The sequence below is a fragment of the Vogesella margarita genome, from assembly GCF_028548475.1.
Taxonomy (GTDB): Bacteria; Pseudomonadota; Gammaproteobacteria; order Burkholderiales; family Chromobacteriaceae; genus Vogesella; species Vogesella margarita.
The window spans coordinates 370,477-386,697 of the sequence record NZ_JAQQLE010000001.1 but is presented as its reverse complement, the minus strand read 5'-3'; the positions used below and the strand labels follow the sequence as shown (position 1 = coordinate 386,697).

Sequence of the window (16,221 nt, the reverse complement as noted above, 5' to 3'; positions counted from 1 at the left end):
GCGACACGACACCCAGGGGGAACCATGTCCGAACAATTCAATCTCGACGCCTACCAGCGCACGCTGGACACCCATGTACTGCAGCACGACGAGCACGGCCTGGTGCTGGCCGATACCCTGTGCTACCCGCTGGGCGGCGGCCAGCCCGGCGACCGCGCCACACTGACGCTGGCCGACGGCAGCAGCCTGACCATCCACGACACCCGCCGCGACAAGGAAAGCCGACGCATCGTGCACCAGCTCGACGCCAACGCGCCGCTGCTGGCGCCCGGCACGCCGCTGACGCTGACGCTGGACTGGGAACGCCGCTACCGCCACATGCGGGTGCACACCTGTCTGCACCTGCTGTCGGTGGTGATCAAGGCCGGCGTCACCGGCGGCAACCTGACCGCCGACGGCGGCCGCCTCGACTTCGACCTGCCGGAAGGCATGCAGCTGGAACCGCAGGCCATCGAACAGGCGCTCAACGAGCTGATCGCGCGCGACCTGCCGGTCGGCGTCAAGATGACCAGCGGCGCCGCGCTGCAGGCGCAACCGGAGCTGATCAAGACCATGTCGGTGACGCCGCCGCTGCACCTGCCGGAAATCCGCCTGATCGAGATCGACGAAGTCGACCTGCAACCCTGTGGCGGCACCCACGTCGCCCGCACCGGCGAAATCGGCCGCGTGCTGGTGAAAAAGATCGAGAGCAAGGGCGCGCGCAACAAGCGGGTGGTGATCGCCCTCGCCGACTAGGCACGCCGGAAAAACAAACCCGCGCAAACGGCTTGCGCGGGTGAGGGCGGAACCGCGGCGCTTAGCGCTCCTGGTTCACCTTGTAACGCGGCGGCAGCAGCAACGCCGGTACTTCACGCTGTCGCTGTGGCAGGACGCGGCCGCCGATCGCGCCGACACGCGCCACTTTCAGGCCTTCCTGCGGATCGCGCTGCTCGCGGCTGCGGGTGGCCGCATCGCGCAGGTCACGCGGTGCGCGCGGCGCCCGCTCGCTGCGTTCCGGACGTTCGCTGCGTTCCGGGCGTTCGCTACGCTCGGGACGCTCACTGCGTTCCGGCCGTTCGCTGCGTTCTGCCCGCTCGGCGCGCGGCTCGCGCGCTGGTCGTGCATCGCTGCGCTCGCGGCCGGCATTGCGGCTGCCGAAGCCGCTGTCGGCGGCGGACGACTCGCGGCGCTCGAAGCCGTTGACGGTCTGCGGCGGCAGCGTCTGCCGGGTCAGTTTCTCGATGGCTTCGTGCTGCTTGACCTCATCCGGCGACATCAGCGAGATCGCGACCCCGGAGGCGCCGGCACGACCGGTACGGCCGATGCGGTGCACGTAGTCTTCCGGCGAGTTCGGCATTTCGTAGTTGACCACGAAGGGCAGCTCGGAAATGTCGAGACCGCGCGCCGCCACGTCGGTGGCCACCAGCACCTTCACCTCGCCGCTCTTGAAGCTGTTCAGCGTTTCCAGGCGTGCGCTCTGCGCCTTGTCGCCGTGGATCGCCTCGGCGGCGTGGCCGTCGCGCTTCAGGTCGCGCGACAGCTGGTCGGCGGAAATCTTGGTCTTGCAGAACACGATCACCTGGCTCATCTCGCGTTCGCGGATCAGGTGCGACAGCAGCGCGCGCTTGCGGCCGCTGTCGACGGCATACACCAGCTGCTCGACCTGGGCATTGGTGGAGTTCTGGCGCGCCACCTCCACCGTTTGCGGGTCGTGCATGAAGTCTGCGGCCAACCTTTTGATCTCCGGCGCGAAGGTGGCGGAGAACAGCAGCGTCTGGCGCTGCTTGGGCAGCAGGGACATGATCTTGCGGATGTCCTGGATGAAGCCCATGTCCAACATGCGGTCGGCCTCGTCCAGCACCAGCACGTCGACCTTGTTCAGCTGGATGGTTTTCTGCTGGATGTGGTCGAGCAGGCGGCCCGGGGTGGCGATCACGATCTCGACACCGCGACGCAGTTCCGCCGTCTGCGGGTCCATGTTCATGCCACCGTAGACGGTGGTGCTGCGCAGCGGCAGGTATTTGGTATAGGCCTTGGCGTTGACGCCGATCTGGTCGGCCAGCTCGCGCGTCGGCGACAGGATCAGCGCGCGCACCGGGTGCATCGCCGGCGACACGCTGGGATTGGCGAATTTCTTCAGGCGCTCCAGGATAGGCAGCAGGAAGGCCGCCGTCTTGCCGGTACCCGTCTGCGCCGCGGCCAACAGGTCACGGCCGGACAGTACCAGCGGAATCGCCTTGGCCTGGATCGGGGTGGCTTCGCTATACCCCAGTTCATCTACGGCCCGCAGGATTTCGGGCGATAGACCCAGTTCGGCAAAAGACATGTCGGGAACTCCATCAGGGCTGGCGCCGCTACTGCGCCCCGGCCCCGTTCAATAATCAATTAAAAAGCGAAGCGCCGCCAACACTGGCGGCGCAGCAACAGGCTGGGTTCAGCCAAAGAATGAGATCACGCTGATCAGCAACACCACGAACAGCCACAGCAGCACGGTACGCCACACCAGGCCGACGGCGCTCTTCAGGTAGTTGGGGTCGGCATCGTCGCCGACACCCAGTTCCGGGCGGTATTTCACGGTGTAGTCCTGGCGCAGCGGATCGCCGAGCTTGACGCCCAGAGCGCCGGCCGCCGAGGCCAGCAGGATGCCGGTCGCGTAGTTGCCCCAGGTCTTGGCCTGCGAACGCCAGCAGTACACCGCATCCTCGAAGTCGCCCATCACCGCAAAGCTGGCCGCGGTCAGGCGCACCGGAATCCAGTCCAGCCATTCGCCGGCACGGCGCGAGAAACGGCCGAACAGCTCGTCGTCGCGGGCACCCCACTTCTGCGCCAGCATCTGCGTGGCACGGTACAGCACGGCACCAGCCGGGCCCGGCAACAGCACGAACCAGAACATGGTGCCGAACACGTGGCGGTAGCTGTCCAGCACGCCCTGCTCAATCGCCAGTCGCGAGACTTCCTCGATCGACAGCTCGGACGTCGGCTGGTTGGTCCAGCGCGCTAGCTCCTTGCGTGCGTCAAAATCCCGTCCCTCGCCCAGCGCCAGCGCGATTTCGGAGAACGAGCCCGAGAAATGGCGGAAGCCCATGGTCAGGTACAGCACCAGGATATTCCACAGCAGGGCCAACAGCGGGCTGGCCTGGTACAGCGCGTAGTACACCGCCATCACCACCGCCACCACCGGCAATACCGCCGCCACCCAGGCCAGTACGCCGTGCCGGTTGTAGCCGGCATTGAGCGTGCGTTCCAGATGGTTGGCGTAACGGGTGAACACGCGCCATACCCGGTTGCGGTTACCCAGGGGGCGCAATTGTTCCAGTGCCAGTGCAACGATAAGGGAGATCAGGGTCATGAATTAACGCAGACGCAGGAGATGAACTCGCGAGGGAAGATAACACAAAAACAACAAACGCTGTCAGGCAGAGCCCAGACGGCGCGATGCGGCCTGCGTGGCGGCGAAGTTGCCGTCGCGACCGTAGCCGTCGATGGCCTTGGCTTCCTCGCGCAGCGCGGTCAGCGCCTCGGTGGCAAAGGTCATCCGTTCCGCCGCCATCGCGGCATTGCTGTCGTTCAGCGCCTGCACCTTGGCCAGCTCGTGCTCCAGCGCCATCCAGGCCTGCTGCAGCGCCGGCTCGGCGGCGGACAGCCACGAGAGAAAGGCGGTCTTGCCGTCCAGCTGGTGCGCGGCCAGCAGCGCCAGGCGCTGCGCCTTGCTATCCTGCAGCAGCTGCAGTTGCTGCTGCTTGCTGACGGCACAGGCATCCAGTTTCAGCGCGTCAAAACGCACGATCGCGCGCTGCTCTTCTTCCAGCAGCGACAATAGCGCGTGCAGTGCCGCCGTTTCCTGCCGGCACTGCTGCAAGAACAGTTCGTTTGGCATCATCCGCTATCAGCCGGCCAGCAACTCGCGCGTACTGGCGATCAGGCTGTCGGCAATGGCTTCCGGATTGATCTTGAATTCGCCGGCGGCAATGGCGGCCTTGATGGCGGCAACCTTGTCCGCATCGAAAGCCTCGGACGTCTGCGCCGCCTTGGCGAGGCCCTGCGAGCTGATCGCCACGCTTTCGCTGCGCGACGCGGCACCCGATGCCTGGGTAGCTACTTCTTCTTTCTTGGCAGCACGCACCGGCGCACCGTAGGCCGCAGCCACCTTGCCCGAATTGTCGATTTTCATATGTCACCTGCCCGACAAAAAGTTTTGTAATCTGAAGTCATTATCGCCTGAAAATCCAGAAACTTGACTATTTTTTCAGGGTGCCGCAATCAGCACGCTCAGATCCTCCTGCACCACGCCCGAGATCACCTTGCCGGACGGCACCCGCACATTCAGCCGCTCACCGACCGCGGCATTGCCCAGCGCCACCGCGTCGCTGCCGATGGCGAAGCCGTTGCCCTGCACCAGCACTCGCACCGGCTGGTTGGTCTTGATCACCAGCGGCAGGCGCAGCTGGCTTTCGCGCAACAGGCTGCCGGCCGGCAGGGTGCTGCGCAGCGCCTTGCCCACCAGCAGCGCCGGATCTCGCACCGCCTGCAACGCCAGCGCGCGGTTGCTGACCGGTGCCAGCTTGATGTCAGCCTCCTGCAGCACCTCGCCGGCGCGCAGCTGTCGGGTGGTGACGTAGCCAACGCTGAGCTGGCTGGCGGTCACCGGCAGCAGGATGCGCCAGCCCTGCCCGGCACAGACCAGCTCCAGCGCCGTGAACGGCGGTTTCTGGCCAGCCGGCCAGGCGGCCACAGGCGGCTGCGCACAGGCCGGCAGGCGCAGGCGCGGATCGGCCTTGCCCGCCTGGTAACGGAAGCCGTCGCTACCGGCGTCCGCCTCGGCAAATGCCTTTGCCACCTGTTCCAGCTGGCGCAGATCCTGCACCCCCGCGGCGCTGGCGAACTGGCTGAGCAGCAACAGGCCGTACCACAATGGATTTCGCATCATCCGCCCATTGTACCCGCGTCATCCTCCCTTGCAAAAACGGTTGCCGACTGGCGCGGCCACAGCCTGACGCCGGACAGCGGACAACAAAAAGCCCCTGCCATCCGGCAGGGGCTGGAAACAGCAAAGGCGGACCGACTCAGGCCAGCGCCTGCTCGATGTAGGCCTTCACCGCGGCGGCATCGGCATCGAATACCGTCACGCGCTGCGGCAGCTCTTCCAGGCCGTCGAAGCCGTCCGGACGTGGCGCGTCGCGGTTCAGCGCCTCGCGGATGGTGTCGGCGAACTTGGCCGGCAGCGCCGTTTCCAGGCAGACGATGGTTTCGCCCGGCAGGCGCACTTCGCGCGCTACCTTGATGCCGTCGGCGGTGTGGGTGTCCACCACCACGCCATCCTCGGCGTCCACCGTGCGGATGGTGGCCAAGCGGTCGGCGTGCGTGCTCTTGCCGGAGACGAAGCCGAAGCGCTCGCGCACCGCGCCAAGGTTGGCCGCAAGGTCGAAGCCCTTGCCGCTGTCGACCTCGGCCCACAGTGCCTTGACCCTGTCGCCGTCGCGGCCAACCAGGTCGAAGATGAAGCGCTCGAAGTTGGACGCCTTGGAGATGTCCATCGACGGGCTGGAGGTCACCCAGGTGTTGGCGGTGCCGCGCGGTGCGTACTTGCCGCTCTTGAAGAACTCGTCCAGCACGTCGTTCTCGTTGGTGGCCACGATCAGGCGCTGCACCGGCAGCCCCATCTGACGCGCGATGTGACCGGCGCAGACGTTGCCGAAGTTGCCGGACGGCACGCAGAAGCTGACCTGTTCGTCATTGCTGCTGGTGGCGTTGAAGTAGCCCTTGAAGTAGTACACCACCTGCGCCACGATGCGCGCCCAGTTGATGGAGTTGACGGTGCCGACCTTGTACTTCGCCTTGAAGACGTGATCGTTCTGCACCGCCTTCACGATGTCCTGGCAATCGTCGAACATGCCGCGGATGGCGATGTTGTGGATATTGGCGTCCTGCAGGCTGTACATCTGCGCACGCTGGAACGTACTCATCAACCCGTCCGGGCTCATCATGAACACGTTGATGTTCTGTTTGCCGCGCATCGCGTACTCGGCGGCGGAGCCGGTGTCGCCGGAGGTGGCGCCGACGATGTTGAGCTGTTCGCCCTTCTTCGCCAGCACGTACTCGAACAGGTTGCCGAGGAACTGCATCGCCATGTCCTTGAACGCCAGCGTCGGGCCGTTGGACAGCTCCAGGATCACCAGACCGTCGTGCAGGCGCTTCACCGGGGTGATCTCGGCCGAGCCATACACCTCGGCGGTGTAGGTGCGGTCGAGAATGTCCTTGAGGTCGGCCGCCGGAATGTCGGTGGCAAACAGGCTGACGATCTCGAAGGCGAGGTCGGCGTAGGACAGGCCGCGCCAGGCGTCCAGCTGCGCGCGCGTGATCTGCGGGTAGCTTTCCGGCAGCGCCAGGCCGCCGTCCGGGGCCAGACCCATCAGGATGGTGTCGGAGAATTCAAGCGGCGCCATGCCGCCACGGGTGCTGATGTATCGCATGTTGTTTATTTAACCAGTTGATCCAGACATTGCAGTCCGACATTGAGCAGGCGCCGTTTCCAGACCGGATCCTGCGCCACGCCCTTGCCTTTGCTGACTGCATCCATCAATTCGTCGTCGCTGAGGCCGCCGACGATGCGCTCGCCGGCGCAACCGCAGTAGGCGCTGGCCGCCGCCGGGCTGCTGAGCAGGCTTTTCAGCAGCGGCTCCTGCCCGGCCTTGGCCAGACAGGCGGAGGTCAGCAGCTGTATCACCGGCTGGCGCGGGATCGCGCCAGCGCTGCCACTGGCGACGTTGCCGGCGCAAGCCAGCGCCGGCAGCAGCAACAGCAGCCAGCCACACTTCTTAGCCATTCAGCTCTTCCATGCGCAGGCGCACCACCTTGCCGGCGACGCTGTCCAGCGCCTCGATGGCGGCGATCGCCTTGTTGGCGGACTTCTCCACCACGCGATGGGTCAGGATCACGATCTCGGCGGAACCGTCGGTGGCGGAGCCCTTCTGGATCAGCGCCTCGATCGAGATGTTGTTCTCCGCCAGCAGGCGGGTGATGTCGGCCATCACCCCGGCGCGGTCGGCGGCCTGGATGCGCAGGTAGTAGCTGCTGACCACCTCGCCCATCGGCAGAATAGGCAGGTTCTGCAGCCGGTCCGGCTGGAACGACAGGTGCGGCACGCGGTGCTCCGGATCGGAAGTCAGCAGGCGCGCGACATCGACGATGTCGGCCACTACCGCCGACGCCGTCGGCAGCGCACCGGCACCCGGGCCGTTGAACAGCGCCTGGCCGATGGCATCGCCACGCACCAGCACCGCGTTCATCACGCCGTTGACGTTGGCGATCAGCTGGTCTTCCGGGATCAGCGTCGGATGCACGCGCAGCTCGACGCCCTTGTCGGTGCGGCGGGTCAGGCCCAAGAGCTTGACGCGGTAACCCAGTTCTTCCGCGTACTGGATGTCCTTGCCTTCCAGCTGGCTGATGCCTTCCAGATAGCAGTTGTCGAAGTTCATCGGGATGCCGAACGCGATGGCCGCCATGATGGTCAGCTTGTGACCGGCATCGTGGCCTTCCACGTCGAAGGTCGGGTCGGCTTCGGCATAGCCCAGACGCTGCGCTTCTTTCAGCACGTCAGCGAAGTCGGCGCCTTTTTCGCGCATTTCCGACAGGATGAAGTTGGAGGTGCCATTGATGATGCCGGCCAGCCACTCGATGCGGTTGGCCGACAGGCCTTCACGCAGCGCCTTGATGATCGGGATGCCGCCGGCGACCGCGGCCTCGAACGCCACCATCACGCCCTTTTCCTGCGCGCGGGCGAAGATCTCGTTGCCGTGCATCGCCAGGAGTTTCTTGTTGGCGGTGACCACGTGCTTGCCGTTGTCGATGGCCTTGAGCACCAGCTCCTTGGCGATGGTGTCGCCGCCGATCAGCTCGACCACGATATCGACTTCCGGATGGTTGACCACCTGGAAGGCGTCGTCGACCAGCGGCACGCCGTCGCCGACGACTTCGCGCGCGCGCGCCAGATCGCGGTTGGCTGCCATGAACAGGCGGATCTCGCGTCCGGCCCGGCGGCTGATTTCTTCCGCGTTGCGCTTCAATACGGTGGCGGTACCGCCACCGACTGTCCCCACTCCCATCAGACCAATGTTGATCGGTTTCATGCTGAACTCCAAAGTGTTATTGATTTGTCCCTGGCGCAAGGCGTCCAGTGCGGCCAACCTTGATTAGCCGTACTCGGCGTCCTGCCGCGTGCAAAAAAGGGGAGCCCGCGGCTCCCCTTTGCATCACGATCAGGCGGTACCGTGTTGTTTGCGGTAGTTTTCCAGAAAACGCGCGATACGGCCAATGGCCTCGGTCAGGTCGTCGCTGTTAGGCAGGAATACCACGCGGAAGTGATCGGGGGCAACCCAGTTGAAGCCGCTGCCCTGCACCAGCAACACCCGCTCCTGCTGCAGCAGTTCCAGGATGAACTGCTGGTCGTCCTCGATCGGATATACCGCCGGGTCCAGCCGCGGGAACAGGTACAGCGCGCCCTGCGGCTTGACGCAGCTCACGCCGGGGATGGCGGTCAGCATCTCCCAGGCCAGATCGCGCTGTCGCGCGAGACGGCCGCCCGGCGCCACCAGATCGTCGATGCTCTGGTAGCCGCCCAGCGCGGTCTGGATCGCGTACTGCGCCGGCACGTTGGCACACAGCCGCATCGAGGCCAGCATGTTGAGGCCCTCGATGTAGTCCTTGGCGTGGCGCTTTTCGCCGGCGAGGATCATCCAGCCGGCGCGGTAGCCACAGGCGCGGTAGTTCTTGGACAGGCCGTTGAAGGTGCACACCAAGAGGTCCGGCGCCAGCGAGGCGATCGAGGTGTGGGTGGCGCCGTCGTACAACACCTTGTCGTAGATTTCATCCGCGTAGAGGATGAGACCGAACTCGCGCGCCACCTCGACCAGCTGCTGCAGCACGTGGTCCGGGTACAGCGCGCCGGTCGGGTTGTTGGGGTTGATCACCACCAGCGCCTTGGTGCGCGGCGTGATCTTGGCGCGGATGTCGGCGATGGACGGCATCCAGCCCTCGGCCTCGTCGCACAGGTAGTGCACCGGGCGGCCGCCGGCCAGGCTCACCGCTGCGGTCCACAGCGGATAGTCCGGCGCCGGCACCAGCACCTCATCGCCGTTGTCGAGCAGCGCCTGCATCGCCATCACGATCAGCTCGGACACGCCGTTGCCGATGTAGATGTCTTCCATGCCGACGTTGGGAATATGCTTTTGCTGCGCGTAGTGCATGATCGCCTTGCGCGCGGCGAACAGCCCCTTGGAATCACAATAGCCGGACGCATTCTGCAAATTGGCGATCACGTCCTCGATGATCTCGTCCGGGGCGAAAAAGCCGAATGGCGCCGGATTGCCGATATTGAGCTTGATGATGCGGTGGCCTTCCTCTTCCATGCGCTTGGCGTGTTCGAGTACCGGGCCACGGATGTCGTAGCAGACGTTGGCGAGTTTTTGTGATTTCTGGATAGGCTGCATGGGCACTGTTACCACTGGCTGGGGGTGTCGGTTCACGATATGTCGCAAGCGCAATGCAGGGCATGCACCACTTGCGGGCAAGGTATAATCCTATCCCAATACGTGGTGCACTGCACCAGCTTCTCACGCCAGGATGACATCATGAAACTTCACGAAGCCAACACCGCCGGATCCAACCTGTTCACCGCCTCCGGCGCCGGTCATGTCGAGATCAACAAGGTGCGCCACGAGGGCAGCCTGATCGTCACCGCCGACAGCATCACGCCGTGGCGCCCGGCCCGTTTCGAGGATTTCGGCGAGGCCGATTTCGCCGCGGTGCTGGCGCTGCAGCCGGAACTGGTGCTGCTGGGCACCGGCAGCAAGCTGCGCTTTCCGCACCCGAAGCTTTACGCGGCGCTGACCAATGCCGGCATCGGCGTCGAGGTGATGGACACCGCCGCGCTGTGCCGCACCTATAACATCCTGCTGGCCGAGGGCCGCGGCGTGGTCGCCGCGCTGCTGCAGGACTGATGCTGGCGCTGTTCGCCAAGTGCAGCCTCGGCGCGCTGGCGGTGCTACTGATCGCGCTACTATCGCAGTCGCGTGCCTTTTACATTGCCGGCCTGGTGCCGCTGTTTCCCACCTTCGCGCTGATCGCGCACTACATCGTCGGCAGCGAGCGCGACGCGCAGGCCTTGCAGCGCACCGCGCTGTTCGGGCTGTGGTCGCTACTGCCCTACGCGCTGTACCTGCTGGCGGTGTACTGGCTCAGCACCCGTACCGCGCTGCTGCCGACCCTGCTGCTGGCCACCCTCGCCTGGCTACTGGCCGCCGCCCTGCTGCTGTGGGGCTGGACGCGGCTGATGGCCTGAAACCCGCAAGGTTGGCCGCAGGCCAGCCTGTCAGCCCTTTTCCCTAGGCGGCGCGTTCGCCGCCGAAGCTCTCGTAGGCCAGCAGCGCTTCCGCCGCCGTCATCAGCGACGGCCCGCCGCCCATGTACACCGCCACCTGCAGCATCTCCATGAATTCCGCACGCGTGCAGCCCAGCTCCACCAGCGCCTTGCCGTGAAAGGCGAGGCAGCCCTGGCAGCGGCCGGCGATGCCGATGGCCAGCGCGATCAGCTCCTTGGTCTTGTTGTCCAGCGCGCCGTCGCTGTGCGCGCTTTTGCTCATCTGGCCGAAGCCGCGCATGCTGTCCGGCATTTCCTTGCGGAATTCGGCCAGCTTGGCCGACAGCGCGGCGGTCAGTTCCTGGTAGTTGTGGCTCATTCTCACCCCTTACGATTAAATAATTTACGTTATATATTTTTGTATATTTAAATCGCAAGGTCAAGCCTGCGGCCAACGTTGGCCGCAAAAAAGCCGCCCGTGGGCGGCTTCTATATAGAGCGGGATAGAACGCGTTACAGCCAGTCGTGCAGCAGCAGTGCAGCGAGCAGCAGCGCGATCAGCTTCAGCAGGAAGTTCTGCGTTTTCTGCTCGCGCATCAGCTGGATGTAACCCTGCACCACCAGCTCCGTGCTCTTGCCGGACAGTGCCTCGTTCAGCTTGCGCGGGATCGCCGGCAGCGTGGTCGCCCACTCCGGCGCCTCGTGCTTCAGCGTGCGCAGCAGGCCGCGCCAGCCGATCTGCTCGTTCATCCACTTGGTGAGGAACGGCTTGGCGGTATCCCACAGGTCGAGGTCGGGGTCGAGCTGGCGACCGAGGCCCTCGATGTTGAGCAGCGTCTTCTGCAACAGCACCAGCTGCGGCTGGATCTCGACGTTGAAGCGGCGACTGGTCTCGAACAGGCGCAACAGCACCAGGCCGAAGGAGATCTGCGACAGCGGCTTGTCGAAGATCGGCTCGCACACCGTGCGCACCGCCGCTTCCAGCTCCTCGGCGCGGGTTTCCTTGGGCACCCAGCCGGATTCGATGTGCGCGGTGGCGACGCGGTGGTAGTCGCGGTTGAAGAAGGCGAGGAAGTTCACCGCCAGGTAGTGCTTGTCGGACTCGGTGAGGCTGCCGACGATGCCGAAGTCGAGCGCGATGTAGCGGCCGTCGGCGGCGACGAAGATGTTGCCCGGGTGCATGTCGGCGTGGAAGAAGCCGTGGCGGAACACCTGGGTGAAGAAGATCTCGACGCCGAAGCGGCTGAGTTTTTTCAGGTCGACGCCGGCCTCGCGCAGGCGCTCGATCTGCCCCACCGGAATGCCGTCCATCCACTCCAGCGTCAGCACCTCGCGCGCCGAGTAGTCGTAGAACACCTCCGGCACCAGCAGCATGTCGGAGCCGGTGAAGTTGCGGCGCAGCTGGCTGGCGTTGCCGGCCTCGTGCATCAGGTCCAGCTCGTCGTGCAGGTGGCGGTCGAACTCGGCCACCACCTCCTGCGGTTTCAGGCGCTTGCCGTCCGGCAGGAAGCGCTCCACCAGCCGCGCCAGTGTCCGCATCAGCGCCAGGTCCTGCTCGATCACCGGCAGGATGCCCGGGCGCAGCACCTTCACCGCCACCGCGCGTCCCGGCTTGCCGTCCGTCCCGTGCAGCCGCGCGCGGTGCACCTGCGCCACAGAGGCACTGGCCACCGGCACGTCGTCGAATTCGGCGTACAGCTCGGCCACCGGCCGCCCCAGATTGCGGGCTATCACCTGGTGCGAGATGGCGCCGTCGAAGGGCTGTACATTGTCCTGCAGGTGGGCCAGCGCGTCGGCGTATTCTTCCGGCAGCAGGTCGCGGCGGGTGGACAACACCTGGCCGAACTTGACAAAGATCGGCCCCAGCGCTTCCAGCGCCAGCCGTACCCGCTGCGGCAACGGCGCCGACAGGTCGCGCGGCAGCGGCGTCAGCTGGCACAGGCGGTGGATGAAGCCGACGCGCGCGCGGCCGGCAAAGAATTCGTCGAGACCGAAACGGTAAAACGTGGCAACGATTTTGCTAAAACGGGCAATCCGCATGATGGGGGAAGTCAGTTCCGGTTGCTGGCTTGCGCCAGGGCTTCGAGATGGGCGAGGCGTTTTTCCAGGCGTTCGGCGTCGTCGCGCAGGGCATCCACCGCGCGCACGAACTGCTCGACGCTGTCCTTGCGCGCCAGCAGCGGGCTTTCCTCGCGCAGGTATTCCAGCCAGTTTTCCAGCAGGCGGCCGCCGATCTCGCCCTTGATGCCGAACAGGCCGCGGGCAAAGCCCTGCAGCCGCTGCGCGGCGATGTCGCCGACCACGCGCGACAGGTCTTCGGTGGCGTCCCACTTCAGCTGGCGCACGATGCGGCCAACGTTGGCCGCCAGCTCGGCATCGCCCTCCAGCAGCACGTCGGCCAAGTCCGGCGCGCGGCCGGACAGCTGCGCCAGCGCTACGCCGTGCTTCAGGCGCAACACCGCCTCGGCCTCGCCCTCGCACACTGCCAGCCAGCCCTCCTCGGTGACCACGCCGTGCACGTCCAGCGGCGGCAGCACGATGCCGATGCGGCGCCCGGCGAATTGCGCCAACTCGGCGCGCTGCGCCGGATGCTGGTTCAGCAAATGATTGAAAGCCGCCACGCGGATACGCATCATTAATGTCCTTTGCCCGACAAACTCAACAAGATGGTGCCGATCATGATCGCCAGCAGCCCGGCGATACGCAGCGGCGACAGGCTCTCGCCGAACAGCAGCACGCCCACCGTCGCCACCACCGCGATGCCGACCCCGCACCAGATGGCGTATACCACGCCGAGATCCAGCTTGAGCAGCACTTGCGACAGCAGCCAGAACGAGGCGATGTAGCCGAGCACCACCAGCAGCGACGGCAGCGGCTTGGTGAAACCCGCGGCCAGCTTCAGCGAGCTGGTGGCGATCACCTCGGTGCCGATCGCCAGCGCCAGCATCAGCCACGGATTCAAGCCGTCACCTGCTGGTAGCACCAGTGCCACGGTTCGTACAGATAGCCGCAGGCGTTGCCGCGCGGAAAGCTCAGCACGAAGCCGAAGCGGCCGGCGTTGGCCTGCAGCCAGGCGAAGGCCGGCGTCTGCTCGAATGCTTCTTCAAGCGGCGGCGAGTCCGGGGTGCCGATATCGACGGCGCGGCCGGTGTGGTGCTCGCTGAAACCGGGCGCGGCGCTGACCTGCAGGATGTCTTCCAGACGTTGGCCGCGCGCCAGCTTGGCGGCGACGATTTCGTGCTGGCGCGCGATGCTGCGAAAGGCCGACACCAGCTGCAGCGTCACCCCGTCCGCGGCAGCGGCGTCGCGCATCGCCAGCCACGCCCCGGCGGCGGCCGGCGTCAGCTCGAACTCGCGGCCGGCCGCGTTGCGCTCCGCCACCACCAGCGTGTCCGCCTCGGCGAACGGCACCAGGCCGCGTGCGGCCAACGTCTGCACGTCGATGCCGAGGGTGGCGTTGAGCGCGGCCAGCTCGTCCGTCATCAGAACTTGACGCCCTTGTGTAGCGCGACCACGCCGCCGGTCATGTTGTGGTAGTCGACGCGACCGAAGCCGGCGTCCAGCATCATCTGCTTCAGCGTTTCCTGATCCGGGTGCATGCGGATGGATTCGGCCAGGTACTGGTAGCTGTCGGCGTCACCCGCCACCAGCTTGCCCATCACCGGCAGCGCCTTGAAGGAGTAGAAGTCGTAGAACGGCGACAGCGGCTTCCACACCTTGGAGAATTCCAGCACGAACAGCTTGCCGCCCGGCTTCAGCACGCGGCACATTTCCTTCAGCGCCGCGTCCTTGTGCGTCATGTTGCGCAGGCCGAAGGCCACCGACACCGCGTTGAAGTAGTTGTCGGGGAAGGGCAGCTTCTCGGCGTCGGCCAGCGACACCGGCAGGATCATGCCCTCGTCCAGCAGCCGGTCGCGGCCGACGGTCAGCATCGAGCTGTTGATGTCGGTCAGCCATACTTCGCCGCTCTTGCCGACGCGCTTGGCCCAGCCGCGGGCGAGGTCGCCGGTACCGCCGGCGATGTCCAGCACCTTGTCACCGGCGCGCACGCCGGAGGTGGTCAGCGTGAAGTGCTTCCACACCCGGTGCAGGCCACCGGACATCAGGTCGTTCATCACGTCGTACTTCTGCGCCACCGAGTGGAACACCTCGGCGACCTTGTCCGCCTTTTCGCTCTCGTCGACGGTCTTGAAACCAAAGTGCGTCTGCTTGTCCATGTTTACTCCCTGAGCGCGCCGGCAGCGGCGAGCCGATTCAGATAATCCTGCCAGTACTGGTCGTGCTTGACGCCCAGCTCGTATAAGTAGGCCCAGCTGTACAGCCCGCTGTCGTGGCCGTCGTCGAAGGTGATCTTCAGCGCGTAGTGGCCGACCGGCTCCAGCGCGGTGATGGCGACGTGCATCTTGCCGGTCTGCAGCGTTTCGTTGCCGACGCCGTGGCCGCGCACTTCCGCCGACGGCGAATAGACGCGCAGGTACTCGGCCGGCAGCTGGAAGCTGGCGCCGTCGTCGAAGCTGATCTCCAGCTTTTTCGACACGCTGTGCAGCTTGATCTCCACCGGGCGTGCGCTGTCCGGGCTCAGTCCGCTCATGGCCTTACTCCTTGCGGGTCAGCAGCATGGCATCGCCATAGCTGAAGAAACGGTATTCCTGCGCCACCGCGTGGGCGTAGGCGGCGCGCATTTCCTCGTAACCGGCGAACGCCGACACCAGCATCAGCAGCGTCGATTTGGGCAGGTGGAAATTGGTCAGCAGCCTGTCCACCACGTTGAAGCGGTAGCCGGGGGTGATGAAGATGTCGGTCTCGCCGCGACCGGCGCGCAGCACGCCGTCCGGCCGCGCCGCCGATTCCAGCGCGCGCATGCTGGTGGTGCCTACCGCCAGCACCTTGCGGCCAACCTTGTGCGCGGCGTCGATGGCGTCCACCGTCGCCTGCGGGATGTCGTAGATCTCGCTGTGCATCTTGTGCTCGGCGATGTTCTCCACCCGCACCGGCTGGAAGGTGCCGGCACCGACGTGCAGCGTCACGCTGGCCAGGGTCACGCCCTTGTCGCGCAGCGTCTGCAGCATCGCGCCGGTGAAGTGCAGACCGGCGGTCGGCGCCGCCACCGCGCCCTTCTCCCGCGCGTACACCGTCTGGTAGCGCTCGTCGTCGTCACCGTCGGTATCGCGCTCGATATAAGGAGGCAGCGGCAGCTTGCCGGAGGCATCGAGGATATCGAATACGTTGGCCGCATCCAGGAAGCGTAGCTTGAACAGCTCGCCGGCACGCTCGACCATCTCCGCCTGCCAGCGGCCGGCAAACACCAGCCGCGTGCCCGGCTTGGGCGACTTGCTGGCGCGCACATGCGCCAGCACCTCGTGCTCGTTCAGCACCCGCTCCACCAGCGCCTCGATCTTGCCGCCGCTGGCCTTCTCGCCGAACAGGCGCGCCTTGATCACGCGGGTATCGTTGAAGACCAGCACGTCGCCGGCGTCGAGGGCGTCGGCAATGGCGGAAAAGTGATCATCCTGCAACACCCGCCCGTTGACGCGCAGCAGACGGCTGCCGCCGCGCTCGGCTGGCGGATGCTGGGCAATCAGGTGTTCGGGCAGGTGGTAATCGAAATCGGAAACAAGCATGACAGGCATCTTCTGGGAAACCGGCGGATTATACCTTTCGAGCACGATTGCCGCACAGCGTTCCGCCGGCGGCATCACTTGCCCCAGATCAAGTCATCGCCGGCGACAAGGCGGCAAGCTGCCGTGCGGCGGGAAGTGGCACCCGGGTTTTGACTCCGGAGCGTGACAAATTTTCGCCGCACCAAAAAACAAACGAGCGTTTGAAATACGTCAAATACTAGACATCGTGCCGGCAATTGCGGCAAACTCGCGCCCATATCAAAACCG

The 16,221-nt window shown here is 65.5% G+C and carries 20 protein-coding genes; 3 read left to right on the top strand and 17 right to left on the bottom strand.

Annotation, left to right across the window (positions count from 1 at the left end; all coding sequences use genetic code 11):
• Window positions 1-24: 24 nt before the first annotated feature.
• Complete coding sequence (locus tag PQU96_RS01925) at window positions 25-735, top strand: alanyl-tRNA editing protein (protein ID WP_272770583.1); 711 nt, start codon at window positions 25-27, stop codon at window positions 733-735.
• A gap of 61 nt (window positions 736-796) precedes the next feature.
• Here PQU96_RS01925 and PQU96_RS01920 read toward each other — a convergent pair whose 3' ends face one another.
• The 9 genes from PQU96_RS01920 to PQU96_RS01880 form a co-directional block, all read right to left on the bottom strand.
• Window positions 797-2,305, bottom strand: a complete 1,509-nt coding sequence (locus tag PQU96_RS01920) for a DEAD/DEAH box helicase (protein ID WP_272770582.1) — start codon at window positions 2,303-2,305, stop codon at window positions 797-799.
• Window positions 2,306-2,413: 108 nt separating this feature from the next.
• Window positions 2,414-3,328: a CobD/CbiB family protein gene (locus PQU96_RS01915; protein WP_272770581.1), complete on the bottom strand. Its 915-nt coding sequence runs from the start codon at window positions 3,326-3,328 to the stop codon at window positions 2,414-2,416.
• A gap of 63 nt (window positions 3,329-3,391) precedes the next feature.
• The gene (gene flgN, locus PQU96_RS01910; RefSeq protein ID WP_272770580.1) at window positions 3,392-3,859 is read right to left on the bottom strand and encodes a flagellar export chaperone FlgN; all 468 of its coding nucleotides are present in this window, start codon (window positions 3,857-3,859) and stop codon (window positions 3,392-3,394) included.
• Between the two features lie 6 nt (window positions 3,860-3,865).
• Window positions 3,866-4,150 (bottom strand): flagellar biosynthesis anti-sigma factor FlgM, encoded by a 285-nt coding sequence (flgM, locus tag PQU96_RS01905; RefSeq protein WP_272770579.1) that lies wholly within the window; start codon window positions 4,148-4,150, stop codon window positions 3,866-3,868.
• A gap of 75 nt (window positions 4,151-4,225) precedes the next feature.
• The gene (gene flgA, locus PQU96_RS01900; RefSeq protein WP_272770578.1) at window positions 4,226-4,906 is read right to left on the bottom strand and encodes a flagellar basal body P-ring formation chaperone FlgA; all 681 of its coding nucleotides are present in this window, start codon (window positions 4,904-4,906) and stop codon (window positions 4,226-4,228) included.
• Window positions 4,907-5,042: 136 nt separating this feature from the next.
• A complete protein-coding gene (gene thrC, locus PQU96_RS01895) occupies window positions 5,043-6,449 on the bottom strand; it encodes a threonine synthase (RefSeq protein ID WP_272770577.1) in 1,407 nt (468 codons plus the stop codon).
• Between the two features lie 5 nt (window positions 6,450-6,454).
• A complete protein-coding gene (locus PQU96_RS01890; protein WP_272770576.1) occupies window positions 6,455-6,802 on the bottom strand; it encodes a hypothetical protein in 348 nt (115 codons plus the stop codon).
• Window positions 6,795-8,105 (bottom strand): homoserine dehydrogenase, encoded by a 1,311-nt coding sequence (locus tag PQU96_RS01885; RefSeq protein ID WP_272770575.1) that lies wholly within the window; start codon window positions 8,103-8,105, stop codon window positions 6,795-6,797. The genes PQU96_RS01890 and PQU96_RS01885 overlap by 8 nt, the downstream gene beginning before the upstream one ends.
• A gap of 129 nt (window positions 8,106-8,234) precedes the next feature.
• Window positions 8,235-9,464 carry a pyridoxal phosphate-dependent aminotransferase gene (locus tag PQU96_RS01880; protein ID WP_272770574.1) on the bottom strand — a complete coding sequence of 410 codons (1,230 nt, stop codon included), beginning with the start codon at window positions 9,462-9,464 and terminating at the stop codon, window positions 8,235-8,237.
• Window positions 9,465-9,605: 141 nt separating this feature from the next.
• Between PQU96_RS01880 and PQU96_RS01875 the strand changes: the two genes are divergently transcribed.
• A complete protein-coding gene (locus PQU96_RS01875) occupies window positions 9,606-9,974 on the top strand; it encodes an Mth938-like domain-containing protein (RefSeq protein ID WP_272770573.1) in 369 nt (122 codons plus the stop codon).
• Window positions 9,974-10,315, top strand: a complete 342-nt coding sequence (locus tag PQU96_RS01870) for a GlpM family protein (protein ID WP_272756842.1) — start codon at window positions 9,974-9,976, stop codon at window positions 10,313-10,315. Before PQU96_RS01875 ends, PQU96_RS01870 begins: the two co-directional genes overlap by 1 nt.
• Before the next feature lie 43 nt (window positions 10,316-10,358).
• Here PQU96_RS01870 and PQU96_RS01865 read toward each other — a convergent pair whose 3' ends face one another.
• The 8 genes from PQU96_RS01865 to queA form a co-directional block, all read right to left on the bottom strand.
• Window positions 10,359-10,712 carry a carboxymuconolactone decarboxylase family protein gene (locus PQU96_RS01865; protein ID WP_272770572.1) on the bottom strand — a complete coding sequence of 118 codons (354 nt, stop codon included), beginning with the start codon at window positions 10,710-10,712 and terminating at the stop codon, window positions 10,359-10,361.
• Between the two features lie 134 nt (window positions 10,713-10,846).
• A complete protein-coding gene (gene ubiB, locus PQU96_RS01860) occupies window positions 10,847-12,373 on the bottom strand; it encodes a ubiquinone biosynthesis regulatory protein kinase UbiB (RefSeq protein ID WP_272770571.1) in 1,527 nt (508 codons plus the stop codon).
• Between the two features lie 11 nt (window positions 12,374-12,384).
• The gene (locus tag PQU96_RS01855; RefSeq protein WP_272770570.1) at window positions 12,385-12,969 is read right to left on the bottom strand and encodes a ubiquinone biosynthesis accessory factor UbiJ; all 585 of its coding nucleotides are present in this window, start codon (window positions 12,967-12,969) and stop codon (window positions 12,385-12,387) included.
• Complete coding sequence (locus PQU96_RS01850) at window positions 12,969-13,295, bottom strand: DMT family transporter (protein WP_272770569.1); 327 nt, start codon at window positions 13,293-13,295, stop codon at window positions 12,969-12,971. Before PQU96_RS01850 ends, PQU96_RS01855 begins: the two co-directional genes overlap by 1 nt.
• Window positions 13,292-13,816 carry a M15 family metallopeptidase gene (locus PQU96_RS01845; RefSeq protein ID WP_272770568.1) on the bottom strand — a complete coding sequence of 175 codons (525 nt, stop codon included), beginning with the start codon at window positions 13,814-13,816 and terminating at the stop codon, window positions 13,292-13,294. The genes PQU96_RS01850 and PQU96_RS01845 overlap by 4 nt, the downstream gene beginning before the upstream one ends.
• Window positions 13,816-14,550, bottom strand: a complete 735-nt coding sequence (gene ubiE / locus PQU96_RS01840; RefSeq protein ID WP_047966832.1) for a bifunctional demethylmenaquinone methyltransferase/2-methoxy-6-polyprenyl-1,4-benzoquinol methylase UbiE — start codon at window positions 14,548-14,550, stop codon at window positions 13,816-13,818. Before ubiE ends, PQU96_RS01845 begins: the two co-directional genes overlap by 1 nt.
• A gap of 2 nt (window positions 14,551-14,552) precedes the next feature.
• On the bottom strand, window positions 14,553-14,924 hold the full coding sequence (locus PQU96_RS01835) for a gamma-butyrobetaine hydroxylase family protein (RefSeq protein WP_189372812.1): 372 nt from the start codon (window positions 14,922-14,924) through the stop codon (window positions 14,553-14,555).
• Between the two features lie 4 nt (window positions 14,925-14,928).
• Window positions 14,929-15,954: a tRNA preQ1(34) S-adenosylmethionine ribosyltransferase-isomerase QueA gene (queA, locus tag PQU96_RS01830; protein ID WP_272770567.1), complete on the bottom strand. Its 1,026-nt coding sequence runs from the start codon at window positions 15,952-15,954 to the stop codon at window positions 14,929-14,931.
• Between the last annotated feature and the right edge of the window lie 267 nt (window positions 15,955-16,221).